Origin of the sequence: Nonomuraea sp. NPDC052129 (assembly GCF_040680095.1) — a bacterium.
GTDB lineage: Bacteria > Actinomycetota > Actinomycetes > Streptosporangiales > Streptosporangiaceae > Nonomuraea.
Genome location: NZ_JBFAVX010000008.1, coordinates 194,008 through 219,793 on the forward strand (window position 1 = coordinate 194,008; position 25,786 = coordinate 219,793).

Here is a 25,786-nt window from a genome sequence, read left to right on the forward strand (position 1 = left end):
TGTGACAGACCGCTGATGGTCACCAGATGACGGGGAGCGACACCGGCCCGCGGACGACCATGCCGCTCTTCCAGCTCAGCTCCTCCCCCGCCACGGCCGGCCGCAGGCCGGGCAGGCGCCGCAGCAGCGCGGCGAGCGCCACCTGAAGCTCCATCCGGGCCAGTGCCGCCCCGGGACAGAAGTGCGGGCCGTGGCCGAAGGCGAAGTTCGGCTGCGGCTTGCGGGTGAGGTCGAGCCGCTCCGGGTCCTCGAACACCCGGGGATCGCGGTTGGCGGCGTAGTAGGCCGCGAAGACCGGCTCGTTCGCGCGCACGGTGCCGCCTTCGAGCTCCACGTCCTCGGTGGCGTACCTCGGGATGAACGTGGCGGCGGTCGCCGTCACCGGGACGTACCTCAGTAACTCCTCGACCGCGTCCGCCAGGTCCACCTGCCCCTCGCGCAGCAGGGCGAGCTGGTCGGGGTGGGTCAGCAGCGCGTACGTGAAGTTGGCGATCTGCGACGCCGTGGTCTCGTAGCCAGCGGCCAGCAGGGTCATCAGGAAGCCGATCAGCTCCTCCTCCGACAGGCTGTCCCGCTCGTCACGCGCCTGCACTAGGGCGCCGATCAGGTCGTCGGTCGGGGACTCGCGCCGACGCGCCACCAGCCGCGCCAGGTAGCCGCCGAGCGCGGCCAGCCGCGCCGTCTTCTCCTCCAGCGGTATCGCGGTCGTCGTCATGTACGCGTCGGCCCAGGACCGGAAGGTCGCGCGATCCTCGTACGGCACACCCAGCAGCTCGCAGATCATGGTCGCGGGCAGCGGCACGGCGTAGCCCTCCACCAGGTCGGCCGGTGGCCCTTGAGCCGCCAGCCGATCCAGCAGGTCCTCGACGATCTCCTCGGCGCGGGGCCGCAGCAGTTCGACCCGGCGCGCGGTGAACGCCTTGCCGATCAGCCGCCGCATCCGCGTGTGCTCCGGCGGGTCGAGGTCGGAGAGCCCGCCCGGCACCGGCTCCGGATACATGCGCGGCGCGTCCCGGCCCACCGCGGCCGCCCGGCTGAAGCGCGGGTCGGCGAAGACCGTGCGGACGTCGTCGTAGCGGGTCGCCAGCCAGGCCGGCTCGCCGTACGGCAGCTGGATCCGGGCCAGCGGCTCGTGCTCGCGCAGCCAGCCGTAGGTGTCGTCCAGCTCCAGTTGGTACGGCATGCCGAGCGGATAGTCCCTCATGGCCCCACCTCTCACCAGGTGACGAGCAGTCTGGCCCACGCTTTCACCAACCCTCCAGGCTGTCCAGATCATCGAAGGACAGGGAGTTGACCTGTGTCAGGCCATGTCGGCGGCGGTCGGCGGGGCGGTGACTCACGCGTGTGCGGCGTACGGGGAACTGCAACAGGCCGAAGAGTGCCGGACACTTACCAAGGTGTCCGGCACCTTTCGGCAAGGAGACTCTGTGACACACCGAGATCGCTTCGAAGCGGTCTATGACGCGTACTATCCGGCGATACATCAGTACGCCGCCCGCCGTACCAGCTCCCCCGACGACACCGCCGACGTCATCTCCGAGACGTTCCTCACCGCCTGGCGGCGCATCGGCGACGTGCCAGAGGGCGAGCGGGCACTGCTCTGGTTATACGGGGTGGCCCGCCGCGTAATGGCCAACCAGCAGCGCGGCGCGTCCCGCAGGGCCGGGCTCGCTGAGCGGCTTCGCGACGAGCTGGCCGCCGACCGGCCCGTCAGACCGGTCGATCTGGAGTACGTACGCGCCGCCTTCGACGAGCTGCCCGAACGTGACCGCGAGGTCATGGCGCTGGCCCACTGGGAGGGTCTGAGCAGCGAGCAGATCGCCAAGGTTTTGGGATGTACGGCCGTCGCCGCCCGGACCCGGCTGCACCGGGCGCGCAAGCGGCTGGCGGCGGCGCTGGAGCGGCCGACGTCCTCGACGATCGCGATGGGGGAAGCATGAGTGACATCGACAACCTGATGAGGGCCATCGATCCGACCCCGCACGCGCCGGAACAGGGGCCCGGCGCGCGCGAGCTACGTGCGGCGATCATGGCGACACCGGCTCCGGGCCGCCGACGGTCCTGGCTTCCGCAACGGGGAACCTTCGGACTCCGCCGGCCTGTCCTGGCATCGGCGGTCACCGCCGCGGCCGTGGCCGTGGCGATCGGCGTCGGCCTGCCGGCCGGGGGTCCGGCGACCGAGTTCGCCAACGCGGCCGTCTCCATCAAGCGGGCCGAGGACTCTTTCAGCGTCACCATCACCGACCCGGCGGCCGACCGCCGGCGCTTCGAGGAGGCGTTTCGGGCGGTCGGGTTGAACGTCACGGTGAAGGTCGTCCCGGTGGCGCCGGACGAGGTCGGCAGGCTGCTCGGCCCGGTCGTTCCGGAGGGCTTCAAATGGCACGGAAGCATCGGGGTGCAGGACGTGACACCTTGCGCGTCGGTGTTCTGCGGCAAGGTCTGGATGCCCTCGGACTTCCCCGGACGCGTCGTCTTCGGGGTCGGCCGTCCCGCCAAGCCGGGCGAACCCTATGCCGAGGACGCCGCCTTCGATCCCGAGGGAGAGGAGGCCATGGACGGCTACACGGCTCATGGCAAAACGGTCGCGGCCGTGCGCGCCGAGGCGCGCCGCCGTGGATTGAAGATCGGCTACCGCCTGGTGTGGAGCTACCCTGGCGGCGGCTTCTCCGACCAGCCCGTCCCCGCGGACCGGATCAAGGACGGCTGGATCGTCAGCGGTTCCCGCGACCACAGCTCCGACACCGTCGACCTCTATGTCCTCCCTGGTCCCGGCGCCAGTCCCGCCCCCGACCCGCTGAAGGTCAGAACACCTCAGTGGTACGACGACCTCACCGACTGAGGAACAGCGCCCTGTCACATTTCCCGCAGTTGGAACGTCTTATAGGTAGCCGCCCGTAGGTAGCCGCCCGTTAGTCCAGGCGTCCGCGCAGGGGAGATGAATCCTGTTGGTGTCCATCCCGGAAGTCCCATACACCGACCCCTCCAGCTGGCGGATCGCCATGGAAGCCAGTGCGACGAGTCTGTCGATGAACACTCTGAACGGCCCGCGACTCCTCGACGAGCTGCCGTGGTTCCAGGGTTCCTTCCGGCTGACTCCGGCCGGGCTACCGGCGGGATTCACCCTGCGACTACCCCTGCCGACCCGCCCGGCGTGGCTGCGGGAGGAGGAGACGGCCGAACTGCTGTGGGAGTCGGTGAGCCTCGAAGCCGCCGGGATCCCGAACCAGTTCAGCGGGCGGACCCGGCTGCGGCTCGGCCGACGGGAGACGTTCACGAGCGTGTCCGCTCTGTGCGCCAAGATTCCCGTCGGCCGTTCCGGCCGCCCCTACCTGAAGATCGTCCTGGAGACGGTGTTTCCGTCGTTGAGCCTGCGCTGGCCACGCGAGGCCCGGCTGCGGCTGCGGCCAGTGACGCTCAAGCTGTTCAGCGAGATCCGTCTCGCCGCGACCACCCCGCCGTCGTGATCCCGAGCCCATCCATCATTCGGCCGCCTTGGGCCGGTAGGAGGCGATGATCACGCCGCTCTTCATGACCTTGGTGTCGACCAGCTCAAACGACGCCTTGAAGTCCTTGAGCGGCGTCGTCACGCTCTCGGCGCCTTCCAGCACCGGGGTGATCCAGAACCGGACCTCGTCCAGCAGACCCGCCCTGATGAGCTGAGTGGTGACCGAGCCGAACCCGTACTGCAGGATGTCCTTGCCGTCCTGGGCCTTGAGCTTGGTGACCTCCTCGACCAGGTCGCCCTGCAGCACTTCGGTGTTCTTCCAGGTGGGGTCGGTCAGAGTGGTCGAGGCGACGTACTTCTTGACGTTGTTGAAGTAGGCCGCGCCGGTGGTCGGGTCGCTCTCGTCCCGGGTCGGCCAGGCGGCGGACATGCCGTCGTACGTGGCACGGCCCATCAGCAGCGCGTCTGCCCCATTCGTCTGCTCGCCGGCGAAGGCGGCGGCCTCGTCGTCGAAGTAGGGCATCGTCCACATCGGGTTCTCGATGACGCCGTCGAGGGTGATGTAGGTCGAGTTGATGAGCTTGCGCATCGGGATCTCCTCAGTGTCGGGGTGCTGCTCGGTGACACCCACAACATTTCAGGTCCCGCTGACGATTCTCTTAAGATGCCCTACTCGGCCGATCTTCGGCTAATGGATCAGCGTACGGTCGTCGCCCGCGCGATCCAGCTCCCCGGCCCCGTGGGCGTCGTCAAGGGGGACCTTCTCGCCCCCGTACGCCTTCGACATCCGAGCGCGCAGTCTGCCCAGTGGGCCGCGCATGCCCTTCGGCGGGATGCCCGTGCTGTCGGGCTCGGCGACCGCCAACATCGCCACCGGCTCCTTGCCCCGTACGTGCGCCTCGATGTCGTCCGCCGCCGGCACGTGGGCCTCGACGAACTCACCGCTGGGCAACCGTTTGATCACACCCGATTCGACGCCATGGGAAATGATGCCCGCGTCGTAGCGCTGGAGCCCCAGACATATCCGGTACGTGATCACATACGCCAGCACGGGCGCCACGAAGATCAGCACCCGGCCCGCGTACGTCGTCGCATTGAGGCTGATGTGGAAATAGGCGGAGATCTCGTCGTTGGCACCGAAGAGCCAGAGCACGCCGTAGAACACGACGGTCGTCATGCCGATCGCCGTGCGGTGCGGGTTGTTGCGCGGGCGGTCGGCGAAGTTGTGCTCGCGCTTGTCGCCCGTCACCCACTGCTCCAGGAACGGATACAACGCCAGACCCGTCAAGACGATACCCAGCGGGGCCAGCGCCGGGATGATGACGTTGAGCGGCACTGTGCCCGCATGAGACGTACCGAACAGGTTGATCTCCCACGGAGGCATGATGCGCAACGCGCCTTCGAGGAAGCCCATGTAGAAGTCGGGCTGCGAACCGGCCGACACGTCGGCGGGCGTGTAGGGCCCGAACAGCCAGATCGGGTTGATCTGGGCGAACGTCGCCAGCCCGGCGATCACCCCGAAGGTGAACAGGACATACGCGCCCGCCTTGGCCATGAACGCCGGATAGAACGGCGCACCCACTACGTTCCGGTTCGTCTGCGTCTTACCGGCCATCTGGGTGTGCTTCTGCATCCACATGAGCACCAGGTGAGCGGTGACCAGCGCCAGGATGATGCCCGGGATCAGCAGGATGTGCAGCGAATAGAACCGGGAGATGACATCTCCGCCCGGATACTCCCCGCCGAACAGGAAGAACGTCGCGTACGTACCGACCAGCGGCAATGAGACCAGCACACCCTCAGTGATCCGCAGACCGGCGCCGGACAGCAGGTCGTCGGGCAGCGAGTATCCGGTCAGCCCCTCCAGGAGCGCCAGCGCCAGCAGCAGCACGCCGATCACATGGTTGAGCTCGCGCGGCTTGCGATAGGCGCCGGTGAAGAACACCCGCAGCGCGTGCACGATGGTGCTCGCCACGAAGATCAGCGCCGCCCAGTGATGCATCTGCCTGACCAGGAGGCCACCCCGGACGTCGAAGCTGAGCTCCAGCGACGACGCGTAGGCCTGGGACATCAGGACGCCTTTGAGCGGGGCGTACGACCCGTCGTAGACGATCTCCGCCATGCTGGGCTTGAACCAGAACGTCAGGAACGTCCCAGTCAGCAGCAGGAAGACGAACGCATACAGCGCGATCTCCCCCAGCAGGAACGTCCAGTGGTCGGGGAAGATCTTGCGCATGTTGCGCTTGATGAAGTTGGCCGCGCCGAGGCGCTCATCGAGCCAGTTCGAGGGGCTTGAGACGGCGTTCGGGATGGTCTTGAGCTCGTTCATCCGTTATCTCCGCTCACACCGACCGCCATGTCAGGCACTGTGGGCATGTCGCTCCCCGTTCTCGTGGACACCTCGCTACATAGACGCCACAGAGGTCCGAAATGTGACATGTCCGCCCGCGCTGAGCACCCTCCACACCCATGACAAAGGGGCCCGCTGCCGGGCCCCTTCCTGAGGTGGCTAGAAGTCGAACTCGCCTCGTTTGGCGCCGTCCATGAACGCGGCCCACACTGACGCGCTCACCACATAGGGCTGCAGGTCAGGCCGCTCGGTGTCGCGGATACCCACGCGACCGGCAGACAGCGGGGCAACCTCCAGGCAATTTCCGTTGTCGCCCGAGTACGAAGACTTCCGCCATGCGGCGGTCCTGAGTTCCTCGTTCAGTTCCAGGTCCATCCCTGCTCCAACCTCTCCTCGATCTTCTTGATGGACAGGCTCTGGGGAAGGGCTTCCGCGCGGCACATCTGATAGCGGAGGCCGAGGGTCTCGATCTCAGCTGGTTTGTCCCACACCTTTCCCGATACAGGGCTGTCCACGAAGGCCGCGCTCGGCCCGCCTGTCATATGCGCGATCACAAAGCCTCCGAGCAGTCCAGCCGTGAGACGGGCGCTGAGCGGAAGGATCTGGATCGTGATACACGGACTATGAGCCACCTCGATGAGGTGCGACAGTTGGTTGCGGGTGATACTTTCGCCCCCGATCGGACGGTAAAGGATCGACTCATCGAGGACCGCCCAGAGTGTGGGTGGGCTGTCTCTTTGGAAGATCTCCTTGCGCGCCATCCGGGACCTGACCGCCTCCTCCACCTGGTCACCGGTGACCCCCGGTTTTCCCGCCACGATGGCTCGGGCGTATTCGGGCGTCTGCAGGAGCCCAGGGACGATGGTCGGTTCCCAGGTCCAGAGTTCGCGAGCTGTCGCCTCGATGTCGAGCCAGGGGGCGAGCGTCTTGAAGACGGACTCCCGCTTGCCGACAGGCAGGAAGTCGACCAGGCGACCCGGCTCCAGCCCCAGTCTTTCCTCGCAGCGCTTGGCGAGCACCTCGGTCGGTGTGCGTACGGCCCGTTCGACGGAACCGACCTGGTTGGCGGAGAAACCGATCTTGTGGCCGAGTTGCCCTTGGGTCAGTCCCGCTTCGAGACGAAGCTGACGTAGTTCGTACCCGAAACGGGCCTCCGCGCTGGCGTCTGGATTCAACTCTTTGGCAGGACGCATCGGGGGCTACTCCTGGTCTGATCCCACAGGATCACACAACATTTCCCACCGAGGGACTCATATTCGTGTGGCACGAGCCCTTACGGTCATCCCAAAAATTACCTGCCGGATGGCACGCTTACCAGTGTTTCAAGCCAACAATTCCCCGTGCGACACACGAATTCTCGAGATCGCGTGTTATAACGGCACAGAAATTCGGGCGAGTCAGGTGATTTACATGCCAATGCGAGCAGAAGATGTAATTCTCATCGGAGCAACCAGGCTGCGGCGCGGCCGCATGGCGCCGAAACAGGCGCGCGCCGCTGTCGCCTGGTGGCTCGCGGACGATCTCCCGACGGGTCCCGACGTGCAACAGGTGGTCTCTGAGCTGGTCACGAACGCCTGCGAGCACGTGGAAGGAGGCCCGGACCGCGAGTGGGTCACGGTGAGTGTGGGACGCGGGGACGGGTTCTTTCGCGTCGAGGTGACCGATCCCGGCGCATTTAGCGCTGAGCCGCATATGGCCGAGCCGGCTCCCGAGGCCGAATCGGGGCGCGGTATTCGCATTGTCGCCGAGCTGTCCGACGGATGCTGGGGGACATTTGTCACCGCAGCCGAACACCGCGCGGTGTGGGCCGATGTGAAGACTAGATAATGAGGCCGAATATTCGGCTGACCGTTCCAAGAACGCGACCGGGAAGGGGCCCTCAGCGGATACCACGCGCCGTCTTCGGCGCTGGCCACCAGGCCGACAGACGCGTGGGTGGAGCGCCTTTGAGGCGCTCACCCGGGCCGAGATCGAGTTGGCGGACATCCGGCCTCTTCTGCCTCGCATCTGGGGATTGCGCGGCAACATCAAGGCCTACGATGCCGTCTACGTGGCGCTGGCCGAGGCTGAAGGTTGCACCCTGATCACCGGTGATGCGAAGCTCGCCAACCTCCCGGTGGTGATCGGCTGCGACATTCGTCTGGTCTAGAGCTTCAAAGGTTGACGTTATGTAGTTGTATTCTCACGGCTGGGTGACATGTGGGCGGTCGCCGTTCAAACCGGAGACAGGGGTTGAGGCCGCCCAAGGGCCGTAGCTGGGGAGCGCGCGGGACACCCCCGTGGTGAAGGTGTCTCGGCGGCCCGCTCGCGGTCTGCTGGGACAACCTCAACACCCACATCAGCGTGAAGACAGCTGATCAGCGGCTTCATCGCCAAGACCCGTCTCGACTTCAAACCGCCCTACCACAGCATTTGAAACTCTCTAGTCAGCCGACCCGGCCTGCCCGCCGCAGAACACCTGCTTGACCAGAGTGTCGGTCAGCTTCAAGAAGTCCTTCGCCGGGCCCCTTGTGACCTCGTCCACCCAGGTCACCGAGGCGGTCAGGGTCTTCTTGCCGTCGGGCGAGCTGTACATCAGCGCCCCGTAGCCGTGCGGCGGACTGCCGTTGTGCTGGTAGACGGTCCCGCAGTTCGGGCCCAGGTCCTGCACGAACAGCCCGAAGCCGTAACCGAGCTTCCCGTACGGCTTGCGCATCTCGGCCAGCAGCGGGGCCGGCAGGAGCTTGCCGCCGTTCAGCGCGGAGATGAACGTGTGGAGGTCCTGGGTGGTCGAGATCATGTCACCGGCGCCAGCCAGGAGGGACTGGTTCTGGCGGGAGATGTCGACCGTCTTCCACTGGCCGGCTTCCTCGTAGCGGTAGTAGCCATGGGCGTGCGGCCCGGGGAGCTCGGTCCGGTTGCCCGGCACCACGGTGCCCCGCAGCCCGAGCGGCCGCAGGATCCGTCGCTTCATCTCCTCGGCGTAGGAGTGGCCGGTGACCTTCTCGATCAGCAGCAGGGCCACCGTGTAGTTGGTGTTGGAGTAGTTCTGGTCCGTCCCCGGCTCGAACCGGGCCCGCTTGGACAGCGCGAACCGGACCAGCTCTTCGGGCTTGTAGGAGTGGAACCGGTTGTCCAGCCACTCGTTGCCGGTGGCGGGGAGCCCCGGCATGTACGTCCCGTCATCGTAGGTCTCGCCGCCTGCGTAGTTGAACAACCCGCTGGTGTGCCGCAGCAGCATCCGCACGGTGATCCGCGGATCCAGTCCGAGCTTGGGCAGGTAGTCGGCCGCCGGGGTGTCCAGCCCGATCTTGCCCTCGCCCACCAGCTGCAGCACCAGGGTCGCGGTGAAGGTCTTGGTGACGCTGCCCGCCCAGAACCGCCCGTTCGTCGGCGGCTTGGCGGCCTCGCCGAGCTTGCTCACCCCGGCGCTGCCGACCCACTCGCCCCGCTGATCGTGCACGCGCACCTGCACCCCGGCGAAACCGGCGTCGACGAACGCCTGCATGGCCTTCTGCAGTTCCGGGCGATTCTGCCCGGCAGCGGCCTTCGGCGTGGCCACGCTGCTGTCCGCGGCGGCCATCCCGGGGGTGACCGCCCCGGCGAGCAGCGCGGCCGCCAGCGCGGTGACCGCCACTCGCCGGAAGACCTTGGTGGCTGGTGGGGATTGGGTTTTCATGGTTGCTTGTCTTTCGGTGTCGCGCTCAAGCGAACAGCTCGCCGAGCGGATCGGGTCGATGGGGATGCGAATTGGCCCGTACGGGTCCCCGGTGCTCAGCGGGTCTACTGAGCCGCCTCGGCTTGCCCGCCGCCGAACACCTCGTCGATGAGCTTCACCAGGGCCGTCTGGAACGCCCCCGCCTGGGACATCGCGGCGTCATCCACATAGCTCAGCGAGGCGGTCATGGTCTTGCCGCCGTCGGGCGTGCTGTACATCAGCGTCGCGTAGCCCGCGATGCCGCCGTTGTGGTGGAAGATGGTGCCGCCGTCCGGGAGCTCCTGCACGAACAGCCCCAGGCCGTAGCCGATCTTCGGGTCCGGCTTACGCATCTCGGCCAGCAGCGAGGCCGGCAGCAGCTTGCCGCCCTGCAACGCGGAGATGAACGTGGCCAGGTCGCGGGTGGTCGAGATCATGTCACCACCGGCGGAGATCCAAGACGGGTTCTGGCTGGTGACGTCGACCGTCTTGTCCTGGCCGTCCTCCTCATACCGGTAGTAGCTGTGCGCGTGCGGCTCGGGAATCTCCGTCGAGGTACCCGGCGCCACAGTGTCCGACATCCCGAGCGGCCCCAGGATCAGCCGCCGCAGCTCCTCGGCGAACGAGCGGCCGGTGACCTTCTCGATCAGCAGCCTGGCCAGCACATAGTTGGTGTTGGAATAGTTCCAGTCCGTCCCCGGCTCGAACCGCGCCGGCTTGGACAACGCCAGCTCCACCAACTCCTCCGGCCGGTAGGTCCTGAACCGGTTGTCCACCCACTCCTGGCCCGCCCAGGCCACCCCCGGCACAACCGTCCCGTCCTCGAAGTACTCGCCCGTGAAGTTGAACACCCCACTGGTGTGCTGCAACAGCATCCGCACCGTGATCCGCCCGTCCAAGCCGAGCTCGGGCAGATAGCCGGCCGCCGGACTGTCCAGCCCGATCTTGCCCTCGGCCACCAACTGCAGCACCACGGTCGCGACGAAGGTCTTGGTGGAGCTGCCGATCCGGAACCACCCGTTCGTCGGCGGCTTCGCGCTCTGGCCCAGCTCACGCACCCCGGCGCTGCCCACCCACTCCCCCCGCTCATCGTGCACACGCAACTGCATGCCGACGAAACCGGCATCGACGATCTCCTCGATGACCTTCTGCAGCTCCGGACGGACCTGCCCGGCAAGGGTCGTGGGCACGGTCCCGCTGTTCGCCGCAGTCACCCCGGGCGTGGCCGAAGCGGCGTCGAGGGCTGCGCCGATCTTGCGGGCCATCTCGGCCATGGTGGGGCTGGGCTGGCCCTTCTGGGGCCGGCCGGCTGCCTCGATGGCGACGATGACGGTACGGCGGAAGTTGTCGGCCTCTTCCGGAGCCTGCTCCTTGAGCAGACTCATGGACGCCGTCAGCGCCGGCAGCACCTGGTCGGCGAGCTCGGCCACCGTCTTGCCGTACTTCACGCCCTTAGGCGCCTTGGCCAGCACATGCCCGACCAGACCGGTCGCGGAGGTCAAGGCGATGGAGGCCTCGGTGGCGGCCTTGTGCGCCGAACCGGCCGCCCCGGCAGCGGACATCAGCGAAACGGCGCCCCACGCGGCGATCCGCAGAGTGAGCGCGTCCTGATCGTCAAGGGTGATGGACATGATGGTGTGCTCCTTTGAAGCTGTTACGAAAAGTCATTTGAAGGGCGATGGCTCTTACGATCGCCGACCGCACTGATACCGGGCCGTCGCCGTCCTGACGCCGCCGCTGACAGGACACCGCATGAACCGCATGGGGCCGATGTCGGCGGCCACGCTTCCTGTCAGGCGCCGAACATCATTGCCGCCTCGGCGCCCTTGGACTGGTTCTCGGTGATGTAGGGGCGTAGTTCGCGCTCGTACGCGGGGAACGCGACCGTGTGGTCGCCCGCTGTCTCCACCAGGCGGGTCGCCAGCAGGTGAGCGCCGATCAGGGCCTGGGAGGTGCCCATGCCCGCCGTCGGCGCCGCGCAGTATCCGGCGTCGCCGACGAGTACGACGCGACCGTGTGACCAGCGGTCCATGGCGATCTGGCAGGCCGAGGAGAAGGAGAAGTCGGGAGCCAGCCGCATCTCCTCCAGCAGCAGCGGCACCTCCCACCCATCGCCGGCGAAGCGCTCGCGGAACAGACGTTCCTGCGTGTCGCGGTCGAGCCTGTCGATATCAGGGGAGTCGGTGGCGACCGACAGGCTCACGGTCATCCTGGCCGGGTTGCTGGAGCTGAACACGTAGACGGCCCGGCCTGGCGCGCTGTACAGCAGGCCCTCGTGGTCGAGGCTCAGGCGGTTGACCGTGGTGTAGCCGACGCCCGACATGCCCAGGTGCCGCACGAAGTCGCGGTGGGGACCGAAGACATGGCGGCGCACGTTGGAGTAGACGCCGTCGGCTCCGACCACCAGGTCGAACCTGCGCCCGGCCGCCCTTTCGAACACGACGCCGACGCCGTCCTCGTCCTGGTCGATCGCGGTGATCGAGTCGTCGAAGACGTAGGAGACGTCGTCGGCGGTGATGCTGTGCAGGATGCGCGTCACATCGGCTTTGAGCACCTCCAGGTCGCCGGCGAACGTCTCCGCGGGCAGCTCACCGGTCGGCTTCCCGTCGCCGTCGATCAGCGTGATCGCGCCCATCCCCGTGGCGTGATCGTGCATCTGCGACAGCAGGCCCATGCCGTCGAGGACGCCGATCGCCTCGCCGCGGAAGTCGACCGCGTATCCGGTGCCGCGCAGCGCGGCGGCGCGCTCCACCACGGTCACCGCGTAGCCGTGCCGATGTAGCCAATACGCCAGCGACATACCCGCGACACCCGCGCCCGAGATCAGCACTTCTCCGCTCATGTGTGCTCCCTTTCTGTACGTCATGAGATCTGGGGAAATACTGATCGAGGGCGTTGATACATTCGCCCATATGACCTCTATGCGCTTCTCACTCCTGGGCCCAGTAGAGGTCAGCACCGAAGGGCAGCCGCTGGGCGGAGCGCCGCGGCATCGCGCGATGCTCGCCTACCTCCTGCTGAACGCGGGAAGCACGGTGAGCACGGACCGGCTGATCGAGGCGATGTGGGGGCCGACCCCACCGGAGACGGCCAAGGCCCAGGTCCAGGCGTCGGTGATGGCGATACGCCGGATGCTGCGCGCGGCGCAGGCCGAGAACATCGTGCGGACGCGTCCCGCCGGCTATGCCGCGGTGCCGGAGCCGGGTCAGGTGGACGTCCATGAGTTCAGGCGGCTGGCCGCGGGCGACAGCGAGGAGATCCGTCAGGCGCTCGGGCTCTGGCGCGGGCAGGCGCTGGCCGACGTGCAGGCCGACTATGTGCCCGCCACCAGGGCCCTGCTGGAGGAGCAGCGGCTGACGGCCGTCGAACGGCTGGCGGAGCTGGAACTTCAGGCCGGGCGGCATGCCGTACTGCTTGACGAACTCGCCGCGGAAGTGGCCGGGCACCCGCTGAGGGAGCGCCTGCGCGGGCAGTACGTGCTGGCGCTGCATCGATCGGGACGGCAGGCGGAGGCTCTGGCGACCGCGCGCGACTACCGGACGACGCTGGCCGAGCAGCAGGGGCTGGACCCCAGCCGGGAGTTCGCGGCCGTCGAAGAGACGGTGTTGAGAGACGAACGGCACGCGGTGGTGAGTTTCCTGCCGTACGACGTGCCCGATTTCGCCGGGCGGGAAGCCGAGCTCGAGCGGCTCACCAGACTGCCCGACGGGGTGAGCGTGGTCGCGATCGACGGCATGGCGGGCATCGGCAAGACCACACTGGCGGTACACGCGGCACACCTGCTCGCCGAGCGCTTCCCCGACGGCGGGCTCTTCGTCGACCTGCAGGCCCACACCGCCGGCCGTGATCCCGTCGATGCCGGCGAAGCGCTGGAGATCCTGCTGCGCCAGCTCGGCCTGCCCGCGGAGCGCATACCGGCAGGGACCTCGGAACGTGCCGCGCTGTGGCGTGGCGAGCTGTCGGGGCTGCGCGCCCTGGTCGTCATCGACAACGCCGCCGACACCCAGCACGTCCAGCCGCTGCTGCCCGGCGGTTCGGGCAGCATGGCCGTGATCACGAGCCGGCGTCGGCTGATCGACTTGGACGGCGCCCACGCCATGTCCGTCGACGTGCTCTCAGAGCGTGACGCGGTCGAGCTGTTCACCGGCGTCGTCGGGCCGCGGGCGCGGCAGGAGCCCGTCGCCGTCGCCGAGGTCCTGCGCCTGTGCGGGTTCCTGCCGCTGGCCGTGCGCATCGCCGCCGCGCGGCTGCGCCACCGCCCCCGATGGACGGTGGACTACCTCGCCGTACGGCTCCGCGACCAGAGCCGCCGCCTGGCCGAACTGGCCACCGCGGAACGGGGCGTCCCCGCCGCCTTCGCGCTGTCGTACGAGCATCTGAGCCCCGACCATCGCCGCATGTTCCGCCTGCTCGGCCTCCACCCCGGCCAGGACATCGACGCCTACGCGGCCGCCGCGCTCGCCGACCTGACCGTCACGCGTGCCGAGTCGCTCCTGGAGGACCTGCTCGACGCGCACATGCTCCTCCAGCAGGAACCGGGCCGCTACACCTTCCACGACCTGCTGCGCGACCACGCCAGGTCAGCGGCCGACCTGGAGGAGCCGGACAACTCGGGAAAGGCCGCCCTGACCCGGCTCTTCGCCTTCTATACGCACGTCACGGGCATGGCCGCCGACCTCAAGTACCCGGACAGAACACTGCCGGTTCCGCACGAGCCCCCGCCGCGCCCGCAGATCCCGCCCCTGACCGGCCGCGCCGACGCCACGGCCTGGCTGGACGCGGAGCTGCCCGTCCTGCTGGCCGTCGGCGCGCACGCGGCGGAACACGGCCGGCACCCGCACGCCTTCTTCCTGTCCACGACCCTGTTCCCCTTTCTGGAGGAACGCGGCCGCCGCGGCGCCGCTCTTACCCTCCATCTGCAAACTCTCGCAGCGGTACGGCGGGCGGAAGACCGGCGCAGCGAGGGCCGTACCCTCGCCGACCTGGCCAGAACCCACCACGCCATGGGCAACGTGGTTCAGGCCGTCCAGTACGCCCAAGAGGCCATCAGCGTCTGCCGGGCCGCCGGTGACCCGGAGGGCGAGGCGGTGGGACATCACTACCTGGGTCACTCGCTCGAACGCCAAGGCAACCTCCATGGCGCCCAGGACCACTATCAACAGGCATTGGACCTTTTCCAGGCGGCGGACAAATACGTCGGCACGGGGGTCCTCCTGACAGACGTGGGCAGGATCTACGGGCAACTGGGCAAGCCCGACCTGGCTCGCGACTACCTGGAGCAGGCCCAGCGGATCAACCACCAGATCGGCAGCCCATCGGGCCTCTGGAACACCCTGCTCTCCCTCGGTGACCTCCACAGCGACCAAGGCGAGCACGACGCCGCCCGCCACGCCCTCGAGCGCGCCTACGCGATCAGCCGCGACCTGGGCCCGCACCTGCAGGCGGAGACCCTCAACGCCATGGGCGCCGCCGCACACGCCATGGGCGACCACAATCAGGCCTTCATCGATCACGACGCCGCACTCGCCCTGGCCAAGGAGATCGACGATCCCCACGAAGCCGCCCACGGCCACCTCGGCCTGGCCAAGGCCCGTCACGCACTCGGCCACACCGCCCTGGCCCGCACACACGCCCAGGCGGCGCTCCTCCTGCTCGAAGAACTCGGCAACCCCGCCGCCGACGCCGCCAGAGCCCTCCTGTGACGAGACCGCCGCGCGGCCACCCCAGAATGTCGGTTCCGTTTACTAGCGTTGGCGCGTGGACGAGAGCGAGAAGAACGCGCTGTTGATGTTCCTGGAGGCGCAACGGGCCAGTGTCCTGGCGATCGTTGACGGCCTCGACGTCGAAGCCTTGTCAACCGCGGTCCTGCCCTCGGGATGGACGGTTCTGGGTCTCGTGGAGCACCTCGGCTACGCCGAACGGCACTGGTTCCAGGAGATCGCCACCGGCCACGCCGAGCCGCTGGCCTGGCCAGACGACCACCTGCCACTGACCACACCGCGGCCACCGTCTGTGGTCTTCGCGTTCTACCGGGACCAGTGCGCGCGGTCCAACGCGGTCCTCGCCGCTAGTCCGCTCTCGGCTCCCCCGCGAGGACGACACCCCGGCCCGCTCGGGGACGAGGTCACTGACCTGCGGCGGATCGTCCTGCACATGATCGAGGAGACCGCACGCCATGCGGGCCACCTCGACGCCGCGCGCGAGTTACTCGACGGTAAGACGGGACTCGGGCCTCGATAGCCCTCCTCCTCGACCAGCACTGAACAAGGCTGACTACGTCCTTGATCCGGCCAAAGCGGATATTCGCGCGATTCGCCCGACACGCGATGACCACGCGTGTCGGGGCGCCTCATGGAGGGGACGGGCGGTGGAGGTCTTACGCGGTCAAGGGTTAATTGCCTCAAGCAGGTCGCCCATAGTAGACGAGGGGTTGTCATTGGGAAACAGGCTCTGGTTTCGCGCGTGACGGACGGCCAACAAAGACGCGCGCTCTGACGCCGCATGCCGGTTTCGCACGTATTTATCGGCGTCGATCCTCTTCCCAGAACGTCCGTCGAGTTTACGGCTCTTCCGTTCGGCTTCGCTGGTATTCATGAACGCCGTCTGATGTTCAAAGTGAAGGATCAACCACAGCTCGAAACAAGGATTCGAGATGGCCAGGCGAATTCCGTGCTCATCCGCCAGCCGGACGGCTTGTTTGAGATTCGGATGGTTTTTGGGCCACTCGACATCGAACACACACCAGCACTCATCGACTTCGTCATCACGGCTTCGCTCGACCGCCTGCTGCACCAGGGTGAACGGAACTCCCTGTTCAGGATGGATCTCGATGTTGATCGAGGTGTTGGCGCGAACCTCCGGGAGCCGCTTCAGCCCATTGATGTAGTCGGGTTCCGAGGCTTCGCCTTCGCAGAACACAACAATGGTCTTGCGCTCTGGACGCTTGGCGGTCCTCCGCTTGAGGTCCTTTGCCTTAGTTCTTCTCGGCGTCATCCCAGCTAGCCGATCAGCCCGAGGGCACGGAGAATTTCCGCGCGGTCGACATCCGGTAGCGCACCGAACCGCCCATGCAAATACGCTTTCTCCAGGTTTTGCGACTTTCTCACCCGCTCGCCGGCGAATTCGGCCAGGGCGCCAAGCCTGGTCGCGCCGTCCTCTGCCTTCTCCGTCAACCAGACCTCGTCGCGGTTGAGGTGATTGAGTAGGCTCGTGTCATGAGAGGTGAAGACCAGTTGCGCGCCCTTTGGGTTTGTCGCCGGATCATGGAATAGTCGGATCAGCTGCATCGACAACGTCGGATGCAGGCTCCCATCCAGTTCGTCGAACAGCAGCAACGAACCGGACCTGAGCGCGGCCAACACGGGCCCGATGAGCTGGAACCAGGTGCGTGTACCCTCCGACTCCGCCGCGAAGTCGAGCGGCACCCTCTCATGAGCTGCCCGATGGACAAGCCGAACTGCGCGTTGTGTCCTCACGCGCGCCGACTCGGGACCGCCCTCCGGATAGGAGACCTCGGGCTCTTCGATCATCACGTCCTCGATGCCCATGTCGGCCAGCCGGAGCAGAGCCAACGCCTGAGTACGGTCCGTCGGAGAAGGCCTGTCCAGCTCCTCGAATCCCGGCAACGCGAACTGATCGCGGTCGGAGAACTCTTCGAACCAACGAAGGGTCGAACGTGCCGGGGCGAGATTCACCGGACGCGGGCCATGCGACTTCAGTCCGAGCGTCTGCACCGCGAGGAGGTCGCGAGCGAAACCAGAGACGAGCGATTCATCGAATCGCCGGGCGATCGACAGGGCAAGCGCGCGCGGCGTCAACAGCTCACGGGTGCCGGACAGGTTCCCGAGACCGCGCTGGAGCTTGAACTCGTCCCCTTCACGTTCGAAAATCCGTCGCCGCTTCTTCTCCGGGTAGTGGAACAGGCCCTCGTAGCGGACCGCACGCCGATCAAGTTCGACGATGTACTCGAACCGCACTCCCGACACGACGGACTCGATGGTGAACTCCGAAGGACGTGCCTCGCCACCGGCAAACGCGAAGGGCTCGATGGGGATCTCGTCGTCCCAGAAACGCAGCGAATCTCGGATGGCTGTCCGCAACCAGGTCAGTGCAGCGATGACATTCGACTTGCCAGAGGCGTTCGGGCCGAAGACGGCAGCGACGGGCAGCAGACTCTCGCCCAAGTTGGGCACCGGACGCGCCTCCGTCCGATCTCGATCGACGGCGACCATCGACAATTCGACGGGATCGAGTACGGAGCGAAAGTTCGCCACCTCGAACCGGATCAGCACGGCAGCCCCTCTTCCTGCATCTAGGTAGCCATCATAGCCACGATTCTGTCGGTTCCCTGCGAATATCGGCCCCTGTCTGCGTATACAACGCGAGCATGGCCTCGTTGCTATTCTCGTCGGAACGCTGCTGCGGTCATGCGCAAGATCGCCCTGACCACACCACGACCGCTGTCTGTGGTCCTCGTGTTCTACTGCGCCCAGTGCAAGCGGTCCAACGCCTTCCATGCCGCGACTCCCCCGCAGGAACGTCACCCAGGTCGGTTCAGGGACGAGATCATCGACCTGCGGCGGATCGTCCTGCACATGATCGAGGAGACCGCACGCCATGCGGGTCACCTTGATGCCGCGCGCGAGTTGCTCGATGGAAAGACGGGACTCGGGCCTCGATAGCCGGCCCTCCAATCAGGCAAGGCAGGGGTGCGCGAGGGGCGGGAGCCCCTCGCCGGGGCGGAGCCCCAAGGAAATACGCCTGAGCGCCGTCCGCGCGAAGCGCGCCCCACGGCGAAGCCCGCGCTTGTCGGGGGTCGAAGGGGGCGGAGCCCCCTGGGAAGCACGCCTGAGCGCCACTCGCGCGAAGCGCGCCCGACATGCGATGACCATGCGTGTCGGGCGTCGAAGAGGGGCGGAACCTCTGGGAGACATATGCCTGAGCGCCCGGCACGCGATCATCATGCGTGTCGGGCGCTCAGGGCAGTCAGGTCAGGTGGTGGAGAAGGCCGCGTCGAAGGCGGTGGTCGGTGGGGTGATGGCGTTGAGGGCACGGATGTAGCCCAAGGCCTCCCGTGCCCCGTCCAGCCGGTCCATCCCCGCGTCCTCCCACTCGATCGAGATCGGGCCCGCGTACCCGATCGAGTTGAGCGCCCGGAAGCAGTCCTCCCAGGCCACGTCGCCGCGGCCGGTGGAGACGAAGTCCCAGCCGCGCCTCATGTCCGCCCACGGCAGGTGGGAGGACAGGCGGCCGCGGCGGCCGTCGCCCACGCGGACGCGGGTGTCCTTGCAGTCCACGTGGTAGATGCGGTCGGCGAAGTCGAGGATGAACGCCACCGGGTCGAGGTCCTGCCAGACCATGTGGGACGGGTCCCAGTTGAGGCCGAACGCGGGGCGGTGGCCGATGGCCTCCAGGGTGCGCTGGGTCGTCACGTAGTCGTAGGCGATCTCGCTGGGGTGGATCTCGTGGGCGAAGCGGACGCCCTCCTGGTCGAAGACGTCGAGGATGGGGTTCCAGCGGTCGGCGAAGTCCTGGTAGCCCGCCTCCACCATCGAGGCCGGCACCGGCGGGAACATGGCCACGGTGTGCCAGATCGACGAGCCGGTGAAGCCGACCACCGTGTCGACGCCCAGCAGGGCCGCGGCTCGCGCCGTGTTCTTCATGTCCTCGGCGGCCGCCTGGCGTACGGACTCCGGGTCGCCCGAGCCCCAGATGCGGGCGGGCAGGATGGCCTTGTGGCGCTCGTCAATCGGATGGTCGCAGACCGCCTGGCCGACAAGGTGATTGGAGATCGTCCAGACCTTGAGGCCGTGCTTGTCGAGCTGGGCCCGCTTGGCGGACACGTACGACGGGTCGCTGATCGCCTGCGCCACGTCGAAGTGGTCGCCGGAGCAGGCGATCTCGAGGCCGTCGTAGCCCCATTCGGCGGCGAGCCGGCACACCTCCTCGAACGGCAGGTCGGCCCACTGGCCGGTGAACAAGGTGACCGGTCTCATATGTCCTCCACAACTGTGAAACGGCTGGAATCAGCCGCGCTACGCTCGACCGCCGCGAGCACACGTTGCACCCGGAGCCCGTCCGCGAACGACGGTGCCGGGTCGCTGCCCTGGGCGATCGCCTCCAGGAAGTCTTTGACTTCATGGGTGAAAGTGTGTTCGTACCCGAGTCCGTGTCCGGGTGGCCACCACGCCCCGGCGTAGGGGTGGTCGGCCTCGGTGACGAGGATACGTTTGAAGCCGCTGTCGCCTTCGCTGACCCACAGCTCGTTCATGGCCTCGAAGTCGAAGGCCAGGCTGCCGTTCGAGCCGTTGAGCTCGATGCGCAGCGCGTTCTTGCGGCCGGTGGCGAACCGGGTGGCCTCAAAGGAGGCCACGGCACCGCCGGTGAGCCGCCCGATGAAGAGCGCGGCGTCGTCGACGGTGACGGGCCCGGTCTCCGACGAGCCTGCCGACACGGGACGTTCCTTGACGAACGTCTCGGTGAGCGCCGAGACGCCCACGATGTTCTGGCCGGTGATGAACTGGGCGGTGTCGATGATGTGCGCCCCGATGTCACCCAGTGCGCCCGATCCCGCTTTGTCCTTCTGCAGCCGCCACACCAGCGGAGACGAAGGGTCGACGATCCAGTCCTGGAGGTATTGGGCTCGTACGTGCCTGATCTCGCCGAGCCTGCCCTCCTCGACATAGCGCCGGGCCAGCGCCACCGCGGGCACCCGCCGGTAGTTGAAGGCCACCATGCTCTTGGCGGTCGACGAGGCCGCCGCCCGCACCATGGCCTCCGCCTCGGCCACGCTGTTGGCCAGCGGCTTCTCGCAGAGCACGTGCTTGCCGGCCTCCAGGGCGGCGATGGCGATCTCGGCGTGGGAGTCGCCCGGCGTACAGATGTCGACGATCTGCACGTCGTCGCGTTTGACCAGTTCCCTCCAGTCGGTCTCGGTGTCGGCCCAGCCGAGCCGGGCGGCCGCGGCGGCGGTGTGCTCCTCGGACCGGCCGGCCAGCACCGCCATGCGCGGTGCCAGCGGCAGGTCGAAGAAGGCGCCGACGCTGCGCCATGCCTGGGAGTGGACGCGGCCCATGAACGCGTAGCCGATCATGCCCACGCCGACGGTGGTTTGGTCTGACATGCAACCCCCGATCAGGATTCGAAGCCGAGTGGCAGGTATTTCTCGACGTTCTCCTTGGTAATGGTCTCCGACGCGAGCGTGATCGACTGTGGCACCTGGTTCTCCACCAGGTCGCTCATGCCCTTCTGCTGCGCGATCAACCTGGCCAGCTTGATGGCCGACGAGGCCATCGTAGGACTGTAGGTGACGGTGGCCTTCAGCACGGAGGTGCCAGACTGGATCTCCTTCATGGCGTTCAGGGAGCCGGCGCCGCCGACCATGAAGAACTCGTTCCTGTTCGCCTCCTTGATGGCGGCGAGCACGCCCACGCCCTGGTCGTCGTCGTGGTTCCACAGGGCGTCGATCTTCTTGTGCGCCTGCAGCAGGCTGGCGGCCACCGAGTTGCCCGTCTCCACGGTGAACTTGGCGTCCTGCTTCGCGGTGACGCTGAAGCCGAACGTCTTCAGCGCGTCGGCGAACCCCTTGCTGCGGTCCTGGGTCAGCGGGAGTGTCGCGATGCCCTGGATCTCCACGATCACCGGGTTCGAGACGCCCTTGTCCTTGAGCTGCTTGCCGATGTACTGGCCGGCCGCGACGCCCATGCCGTAGTTGTCGCCGCCGATCCAGGTGCGGTACGCGAGCTTGTCGGGGAAGATCCGGTCGAGGTTGATGACCGGGATGCCGGCCTGGGTGGCCTGGAGCGCGACCTGGTTGAGCTGCTGGCCGTCGTTCGGCAGGATCACCAGGGCGCTGACCTTGGCCGCGATCAGCGACTCGACGGCGGAGATCTGCTGGTTGATGTCGTTCGTGGGCTCGACGGGCTTGAAGTCGACGTCCGAATACTGCTTGGCCGCGGACTCGGCGTTCTTCGCGATGGCCGCGATCCAGCCGTGGTCGGCGGCGGGCGCGGAGAAGCCGATGACCACCTTGGTGCCGGGCTGGTCGTTGCCGCTGGCCGCGGGCGCGGGGACGGGCGCCACCGTCGAGGGCGCGGCGGCGGGCTCGTTGCTGGTGCAGCCGGCCGCTAACATCACGGCTCCACCGACCAGGAAACCCCTGCGCGCGACGTTGTTGCTCATGGTGCTCTCTCCTTCAGGTTCCGTCGCTGGAGAAGGACGGCGACGACGATGATCAGGCCCTTGGCGATCAGCTGGTCGCTGGTGTTGAGCCCGTTGAGGATGAACAGGTTCGTGATGAGGGTGAAGATCAGCAGGCCCAGGATCGAGCCGATGATCGTGCCGCGGCCGCCCGTGAGCAGGGTGCCGCCGATGATGACGGCGGCGATGGCGTCGAGCTCGTACAGGTCGCCGTGTGTGGAGGAGCCCGTGGTGGTGCGGGCCATGATGAGGATGGCGGCGATGCCGCAGCACAGCCCGGACAGGGCGTACAGGAGCATCGTGTGCCGGCGGACGTTGATGCCGGCGAGCCGGGCCGCCTCGGGGTTGCCGCCGACCGCGTAGGTGCGGCGGCCGAAGGTGGTGCGGTTGAGCAGGATCCAGCCCAGCACCACGACTAACGCGAAGATGTAGACCAGCAGCGGGACGCCGAGCAGCCGCGTGGTCGACAGGTCCACGATCGCGCCGTTGTCGGGCTGGATGATCTGCGTCTTGCGGTCGGACATGCGCTGGGCCAGCCCGCGCGCCGCGACCAGCATTGCCAGGGTGGCGATGAAGGGCACCAACCGCCCGTACGCGATGAGCAGCCCGTTGACCAGACCCGTGCCGGTGCCGACGAGGATCGCGCAGACGGCCATGACGGCCGGTCCGTACGCCTGCGTGGCCAAGGTGGTGGCCCAGACGGAGGCCAGGGCCATGGTGGCGCCCACCGACAGGTCGATGCCGCCGCCGATGATGACGAACGTGGCGCCGACCGTGATGACGCCGATCGTGGCGGCCAGCGACAGGATGCTGACCAGGTTGGAGGTGGTGGCGAAGTTCTCGGGCTTGGTGACCAGGCCGACGATCGCGAGCAGTACCAGCGCGACCACCAGCCCCAGGTGCCGTGCCTCTCCGAGCCAGGCCAGCGGACCGGGCGCCCGCACGGCTAGGCGGTTCTGCGGGCCCGCTTCTGCGGGGTTGCTCATCAGGCGGCTCTCCCATCCATGATCATGTCGAGCACGCGATGCTCGTCGAGCTCTTGGGCGTCGCCCTGGTGAATGACCGTCCCCTCGCGCAGCACCAGCACGCGGTCGGACAGGCCGAGCACCTCGGGCACCTCGCTGGAGACCAGCAGCACGCCGATGCCCTGGTCGGCCAGCCCGCGGATCACCGCGTACAGTTCGGCCCTGGCCCCGACGTCCACGCCCCTGGTCGGCTCGTCGAGCAGGAGCAACTTGCGCCCGCCGAGCAGCCAGCGAGCCAGTACGGCCTTCTGCTGGTTGCCGCCGGACAGCGTCTTGATCGGCCGTTCGGGGTCGGGCGGGCGGATGTCGAGCACCTCGATCAGGCGCCGCGCCTCGGCCTTCTCGCGCACCCGGTTCATCCAGCCGAACGTGGCGAACTCCGGCAGGCTGCCCAGGGTGATGTTGGCGGTCACGCTCTGGTCGAGCAGGAGCGCCTGGGCCTTGCGTTCTTCCGGGGCCAGGCCCATGCCTTGCCGTACGGCGCCGACGACGTCACCCCGCCGTACGGCCTTGCCCGACAGCAGGACGCGGCCGGACGCGCGACGGGCGCCGTAGACCGCCTCCAGGATCTCCGAACGGCCGGAGCCGACCAGCCCGGCCAGCCCGACGATCTCACCGGCGCGCACCGAGAACGACACGTCGGCGAACGCCCCCGGCGAGCTGATCCCTTCGACGCGCAACACCTCCTCGCCCGGGGACTCGGCGGCGCGGGGCGGGAAGACGTACTCAACGTTGCGGCCGGTCATCAGCGAGACGATCTCGGAGGTCGGCGTGTCGCGGGCGGGCAGGCCGACGGCGACCGTGCGCCCGTCCTTGAGCACGGTGACCCGGTCGCCGATCTCGCGGATCTCCTCCAGCCGGTGCGAGATATAGACGACTGCGACGCCCTGGGCGGTGAGCTCGCGGATGATGCGGAACAGGTTGGCCACCTCATCGTGGGCCAGCGCCGCCGACGGCTCGTCCATGATGATCAAACGTGCCTCGTGGGAGAGCGCGCGGGCCATCGAGACGACCTGCTTGGCGGCCGGTGCCAGCCGCCCGACCTCGGCCTTCGGCCGGATCTCCGGGTGGCCGAGCCTGGCCAGCACCGCGGCGGCGGCCCGGTTGGCCGCTCCCCTGTTCACGAAGCCGGCGCGGGCGTGCTCGTGGCCCAGGAAGATGTTCTCCGCGACGCTGAGCCCGTCGACGAGGTCGAGTTCCTGGTAGATGGTGGCGAAGCCGAGCCTGATGGCGTCTATCGGGCTGCCCGCCCTGACCTGCGCGCCGTTGAACTCGATCGTGCCCTGGTCTGGCTGGTGGACCCCGGCCAGCACCTTGATGAGCGTCGACTTGCCCGCGCCGTTCTGGCCGAGCAGGCAGTGCACTTCGCCGGCGCTCACGTCGAGGTCCACCCCGTCGAGCGCGCGCACGCCGGGGAACTGCTTGACGATCCCCCTCATGACCAGCATTGGGGTCCCTTCAGGCGTTGACGATCCGGTTGATGTTCTCGGGTGACAGGTAGTTCTCGATCGCCAGGATCCCGGCGCCCAGCGCGGCGGCGTTGATCCCGGTACGACTGGGCACGATCGAGAGGTGATGTGTGGCCAGCGGCAGCGATCTGCGGTAGACGGTCTCCTTGATGCCGGCGAGCAGGTGTTCGTGGACCCGGGACAAGGCGCCACCGATGACGATCACCTCGGGGTTGAAGAAGTTGACCAGGCTGGCGAGCACCTCGCCGATCAGCCGGCCCGCCTCCCTGACCAGCCGGAGCGCCTGGGTGTTGCCCGCCTGTACCAGCGCCACGACGTCGGCCCCGGTCTCGGCGGGCGTGCCGAGCTCGGTCAGCCTCCTGGCGACGGCCGCGCCGCCGGCGACGGCCTCCAGGCAGGCGCTGTTGCCGCAGCGGCAGCCGGCGTCCTCGTGGCCGGAGACCCGGATGTGGCCGATGTCGCCGGCCGAGCCCTGGGCGCCGCGGTGCAGCTTGCCCTCGGCCACGATGCCGCAGCCGATGCCGGTGCCGATCTTGACGAACAGCAGGTGGTCGGCGCCGGGGTAGGCGTTGCGGTGCTCGCCGAGCGCCATGACGTTCACGTCGTTGTCGACGAGTACGGCGCAGCCCGCGAAGTGCTCGGGAATGGGGTAGTCGTTCCAGCCGGGCATGATCGGCGGGTTGTTGGGCCGGCCCGTGGCGAACTCCACCGGCCCCGGCACCCCCATCCCGATCGCCTTGAGCGCGGCCCGTGGCCGTCCCGCCTCGGCGAGCAACCGGTCCAGCCGCTCGTCGACGTGGGCCAGGACCGTCTCCGGGCCCTCGGCGATCAGCAGCGGGTCCTCGCACTCGGCCAGCACGTCGCCCGAGATGTCCATCAGCGCGATCCTGCAGTGGGTGGCGCCCAGGTCGACGCCCGCGAAGGCGTGGTCCGCGGTGTGCAGGCGTAACTGCCGCGGTGGCCGGCCGCCGGTGGACTCGCCGCTTCCGGTCTCGGAGACCAGGCCGCGCTCGATCAGCGCGTCGACGCGCTGGCTGATCGTGGACCTGGCCAGGCCGGTGAGCCGGGCGAGGTCCGAGCGGGTGGTAGCGGAACCGGCGCTGATGAGCGTCAGAACGTCACCGGGCGAGCCCGGAGCGGAGGTCATGCGGCGACAATAAGATCACACAAGCGGCAAATCAAGAGTGTTAGCCGCCCAAACCCTCCCTACTTTCGCCGATAATCAAACAAAGATCTCTGAATTCGGACATAAGGGCGGTTCGACCCCAGCGAGGTCGCGAAGCGCCGCCCAGCGGCGGCGACGCCGGGCGTACTCCTCGCCGCCCATGCCCCTGGCGCCCCCGCCACAAGCCCTGGCAGCTTGCCGCCACACGCTCCGGCGTCTCGGAGCAACCTGCCCCAGCGAGAGCGGTGCGCTGCCGAGCATCGGCGCCCGGCAGACCGTCAACATCTGGAGAACCATTAGTGGTCATTCGGTAAGAACTGTGCGGCGACCGGAGCACCCATTAGGAGGGCGCATATAACGGGTTCCGTGGCGAACACTTCGCTGGAATTCCGGGCGAAATGTCCCATGACCCGAACCGCCATCCATACGGGGAGTCCGAAATGAGAGAAAAAATCACG

General features: G+C 67.7%; 23 protein-coding genes and 1 pseudogene. 8 read left to right on the plus strand and 16 right to left on the minus strand.

The window, feature by feature from the left end; all coding sequences use genetic code 11:
* Nucleotides 1–19 precede the first annotated feature (19 nt).
* Nucleotides 20–1,204 carry a cytochrome P450 gene (locus AB0L53_RS20650; RefSeq protein ID WP_363995942.1) on the minus strand — a complete coding sequence of 395 codons (1,185 nt, stop codon included), beginning with the start codon at nt 1,202–1,204 and terminating at the stop codon, nt 20–22.
* Nucleotides 1,205–1,427: 223 nt separating this feature from the next.
* Here AB0L53_RS20650 and AB0L53_RS20655 point away from each other — a divergent pair, with 223 nt between their 5' ends.
* From AB0L53_RS20655 to AB0L53_RS20665, 3 genes are all read left to right on the plus strand, one after another.
* Complete coding sequence (locus AB0L53_RS20655) at nt 1,428–1,940, plus strand: sigma-70 family RNA polymerase sigma factor (protein WP_363995945.1); 513 nt, start codon at nt 1,428–1,430, stop codon at nt 1,938–1,940.
* Nucleotides 1,937–2,839: a hypothetical protein gene (locus AB0L53_RS20660; protein ID WP_363995948.1), complete on the plus strand. Its 903-nt coding sequence runs from the start codon at nt 1,937–1,939 to the stop codon at nt 2,837–2,839. The genes AB0L53_RS20655 and AB0L53_RS20660 overlap by 4 nt, the downstream gene beginning before the upstream one ends.
* Nucleotides 2,840–3,026: 187 nt before the next feature.
* Entirely contained in the window at nt 3,027–3,464 is a 438-nt protein-coding gene (locus AB0L53_RS20665; RefSeq protein WP_363995951.1) for a hypothetical protein, read from the plus strand.
* A gap of 15 nt (nt 3,465–3,479) precedes the next feature.
* Here AB0L53_RS20665 and AB0L53_RS20670 read toward each other — a convergent pair whose 3' ends face one another.
* The 4 genes from AB0L53_RS20670 to AB0L53_RS20685 all read right to left on the minus strand — a co-directional run bounded on the left by AB0L53_RS20670 (nt 3,480) and on the right by AB0L53_RS20685 (nt 6,988).
* Nucleotides 3,480–4,034: a dihydrofolate reductase family protein gene (locus AB0L53_RS20670; protein WP_358429230.1), complete on the minus strand. Its 555-nt coding sequence runs from the start codon at nt 4,032–4,034 to the stop codon at nt 3,480–3,482.
* Nucleotides 4,035–4,133: 99 nt separating this feature from the next.
* Nucleotides 4,134–5,774, minus strand: coding sequence for a cytochrome bc complex cytochrome b subunit (locus AB0L53_RS20675; protein ID WP_363995954.1), 1,641 nt, complete (start codon nt 5,772–5,774; stop codon nt 4,134–4,136).
* A 180-nt stretch (nt 5,775–5,954) separates the two neighbouring features.
* Entirely contained in the window at nt 5,955–6,170 is a 216-nt protein-coding gene (locus tag AB0L53_RS20680; RefSeq protein WP_357949797.1) for a DUF397 domain-containing protein, read from the minus strand.
* A complete protein-coding gene (locus AB0L53_RS20685) occupies nt 6,155–6,988 on the minus strand; it encodes a helix-turn-helix transcriptional regulator (protein ID WP_363995957.1) in 834 nt (277 codons plus the stop codon). Before AB0L53_RS20685 ends, AB0L53_RS20680 begins: the two co-directional genes overlap by 16 nt.
* A gap of 109 nt (nt 6,989–7,097) precedes the next feature.
* Between AB0L53_RS20685 and AB0L53_RS20690 the strand changes: the two genes are divergently transcribed.
* Nucleotides 7,098–7,622 (plus strand): ATP-binding protein, encoded by a 525-nt coding sequence (locus AB0L53_RS20690; protein WP_363995960.1) that lies wholly within the window; start codon nt 7,098–7,100, stop codon nt 7,620–7,622.
* A 121-nt stretch (nt 7,623–7,743) separates the two neighbouring features.
* Nucleotides 7,744–7,944: pseudogene (locus AB0L53_RS20695) on the plus strand (type II toxin-antitoxin system VapC family toxin); the annotation flags it as partial.
* Between the two features lie 273 nt (nt 7,945–8,217).
* Here the strand turns inward: AB0L53_RS20695 and AB0L53_RS20700 are convergent.
* The 3 genes from AB0L53_RS20700 to AB0L53_RS20710 all read right to left on the minus strand — a co-directional run bounded on the left by AB0L53_RS20700 (nt 8,218) and on the right by AB0L53_RS20710 (nt 12,313).
* Entirely contained in the window at nt 8,218–9,453 is a 1,236-nt protein-coding gene (locus AB0L53_RS20700; RefSeq protein ID WP_363995963.1) for a serine hydrolase domain-containing protein, read from the minus strand.
* A gap of 104 nt (nt 9,454–9,557) precedes the next feature.
* Nucleotides 9,558–11,102, minus strand: a complete 1,545-nt coding sequence (locus tag AB0L53_RS20705; RefSeq protein ID WP_363995966.1) for a serine hydrolase domain-containing protein — start codon at nt 11,100–11,102, stop codon at nt 9,558–9,560.
* A 161-nt stretch (nt 11,103–11,263) separates the two neighbouring features.
* Complete coding sequence (locus AB0L53_RS20710; protein ID WP_363995969.1) at nt 11,264–12,313, minus strand: FAD-dependent monooxygenase; 1,050 nt, start codon at nt 12,311–12,313, stop codon at nt 11,264–11,266.
* 70 nt (nt 12,314–12,383) lie between these two features.
* On the opposite strand from AB0L53_RS20710, the gene AB0L53_RS20715 reads away from it, so the two are divergent.
* Together AB0L53_RS20715 and AB0L53_RS20720 are read left to right on the plus strand one after the other, a co-directional pair.
* On the plus strand, nt 12,384–15,173 hold the full coding sequence (locus tag AB0L53_RS20715; protein WP_363995972.1) for a BTAD domain-containing putative transcriptional regulator: 2,790 nt from the start codon (nt 12,384–12,386) through the stop codon (nt 15,171–15,173).
* A gap of 55 nt (nt 15,174–15,228) precedes the next feature.
* The gene (locus AB0L53_RS20720) at nt 15,229–15,711 is read left to right on the plus strand and encodes a DinB family protein (RefSeq protein ID WP_358429250.1); all 483 of its coding nucleotides are present in this window, start codon (nt 15,229–15,231) and stop codon (nt 15,709–15,711) included.
* Nucleotides 15,712–15,855: 144 nt separating this feature from the next.
* Here AB0L53_RS20720 and AB0L53_RS20725 read toward each other — a convergent pair whose 3' ends face one another.
* Both AB0L53_RS20725 and AB0L53_RS20730 read right to left on the minus strand, forming a co-directional pair.
* Nucleotides 15,856–16,464, minus strand: coding sequence for an RloB family protein (locus AB0L53_RS20725; protein ID WP_363995976.1), 609 nt, complete (start codon nt 16,462–16,464; stop codon nt 15,856–15,858).
* Between the two features lie 5 nt (nt 16,465–16,469).
* Nucleotides 16,470–17,762 carry an ATP-binding protein gene (locus AB0L53_RS20730; RefSeq protein WP_363995979.1) on the minus strand — a complete coding sequence of 431 codons (1,293 nt, stop codon included), beginning with the start codon at nt 17,760–17,762 and terminating at the stop codon, nt 16,470–16,472.
* Between the two features lie 135 nt (nt 17,763–17,897).
* Between AB0L53_RS20730 and AB0L53_RS20735 the strand changes: the two genes are divergently transcribed.
* Nucleotides 17,898–18,152 (plus strand): DUF664 domain-containing protein, encoded by a 255-nt coding sequence (locus AB0L53_RS20735; RefSeq protein ID WP_363995982.1) that lies wholly within the window; start codon nt 17,898–17,900, stop codon nt 18,150–18,152.
* 309 nt (nt 18,153–18,461) lie between these two features.
* Here the strand turns inward: AB0L53_RS20735 and AB0L53_RS20740 are convergent, their stop codons facing one another.
* Genes AB0L53_RS20740 through AB0L53_RS20765 form a run of 6 tightly spaced genes read right to left on the minus strand, consistent with a single transcriptional unit; the run spans nt 18,462 to nt 25,310 of the window.
* Nucleotides 18,462–19,466 carry a sugar phosphate isomerase/epimerase family protein gene (locus AB0L53_RS20740; RefSeq protein WP_358429252.1) on the minus strand — a complete coding sequence of 335 codons (1,005 nt, stop codon included), beginning with the start codon at nt 19,464–19,466 and terminating at the stop codon, nt 18,462–18,464.
* Nucleotides 19,463–20,593: a Gfo/Idh/MocA family oxidoreductase gene (locus AB0L53_RS20745; protein WP_363995985.1), complete on the minus strand. Its 1,131-nt coding sequence runs from the start codon at nt 20,591–20,593 to the stop codon at nt 19,463–19,465. The genes AB0L53_RS20740 and AB0L53_RS20745 overlap by 4 nt, the downstream gene beginning before the upstream one ends.
* An 11-nt stretch (nt 20,594–20,604) precedes the next feature.
* Nucleotides 20,605–21,651 carry a substrate-binding domain-containing protein gene (locus tag AB0L53_RS20750; RefSeq protein WP_363995988.1) on the minus strand — a complete coding sequence of 349 codons (1,047 nt, stop codon included), beginning with the start codon at nt 21,649–21,651 and terminating at the stop codon, nt 20,605–20,607.
* The gene (locus tag AB0L53_RS20755) at nt 21,648–22,655 is read right to left on the minus strand and encodes an ABC transporter permease (protein WP_363995991.1); all 1,008 of its coding nucleotides are present in this window, start codon (nt 22,653–22,655) and stop codon (nt 21,648–21,650) included. Before AB0L53_RS20755 ends, AB0L53_RS20750 begins: the two co-directional genes overlap by 4 nt.
* Nucleotides 22,655–24,142, minus strand: a complete 1,488-nt coding sequence (locus tag AB0L53_RS20760; protein WP_363995994.1) for a sugar ABC transporter ATP-binding protein — start codon at nt 24,140–24,142, stop codon at nt 22,655–22,657. Before AB0L53_RS20760 ends, AB0L53_RS20755 begins: the two co-directional genes overlap by 1 nt.
* A gap of 10 nt (nt 24,143–24,152) precedes the next feature.
* Nucleotides 24,153–25,310 (minus strand): ROK family transcriptional regulator, encoded by a 1,158-nt coding sequence (locus AB0L53_RS20765; protein ID WP_358429262.1) that lies wholly within the window; start codon nt 25,308–25,310, stop codon nt 24,153–24,155.
* Nucleotides 25,311–25,786: the final 476 nt, after the last annotated feature.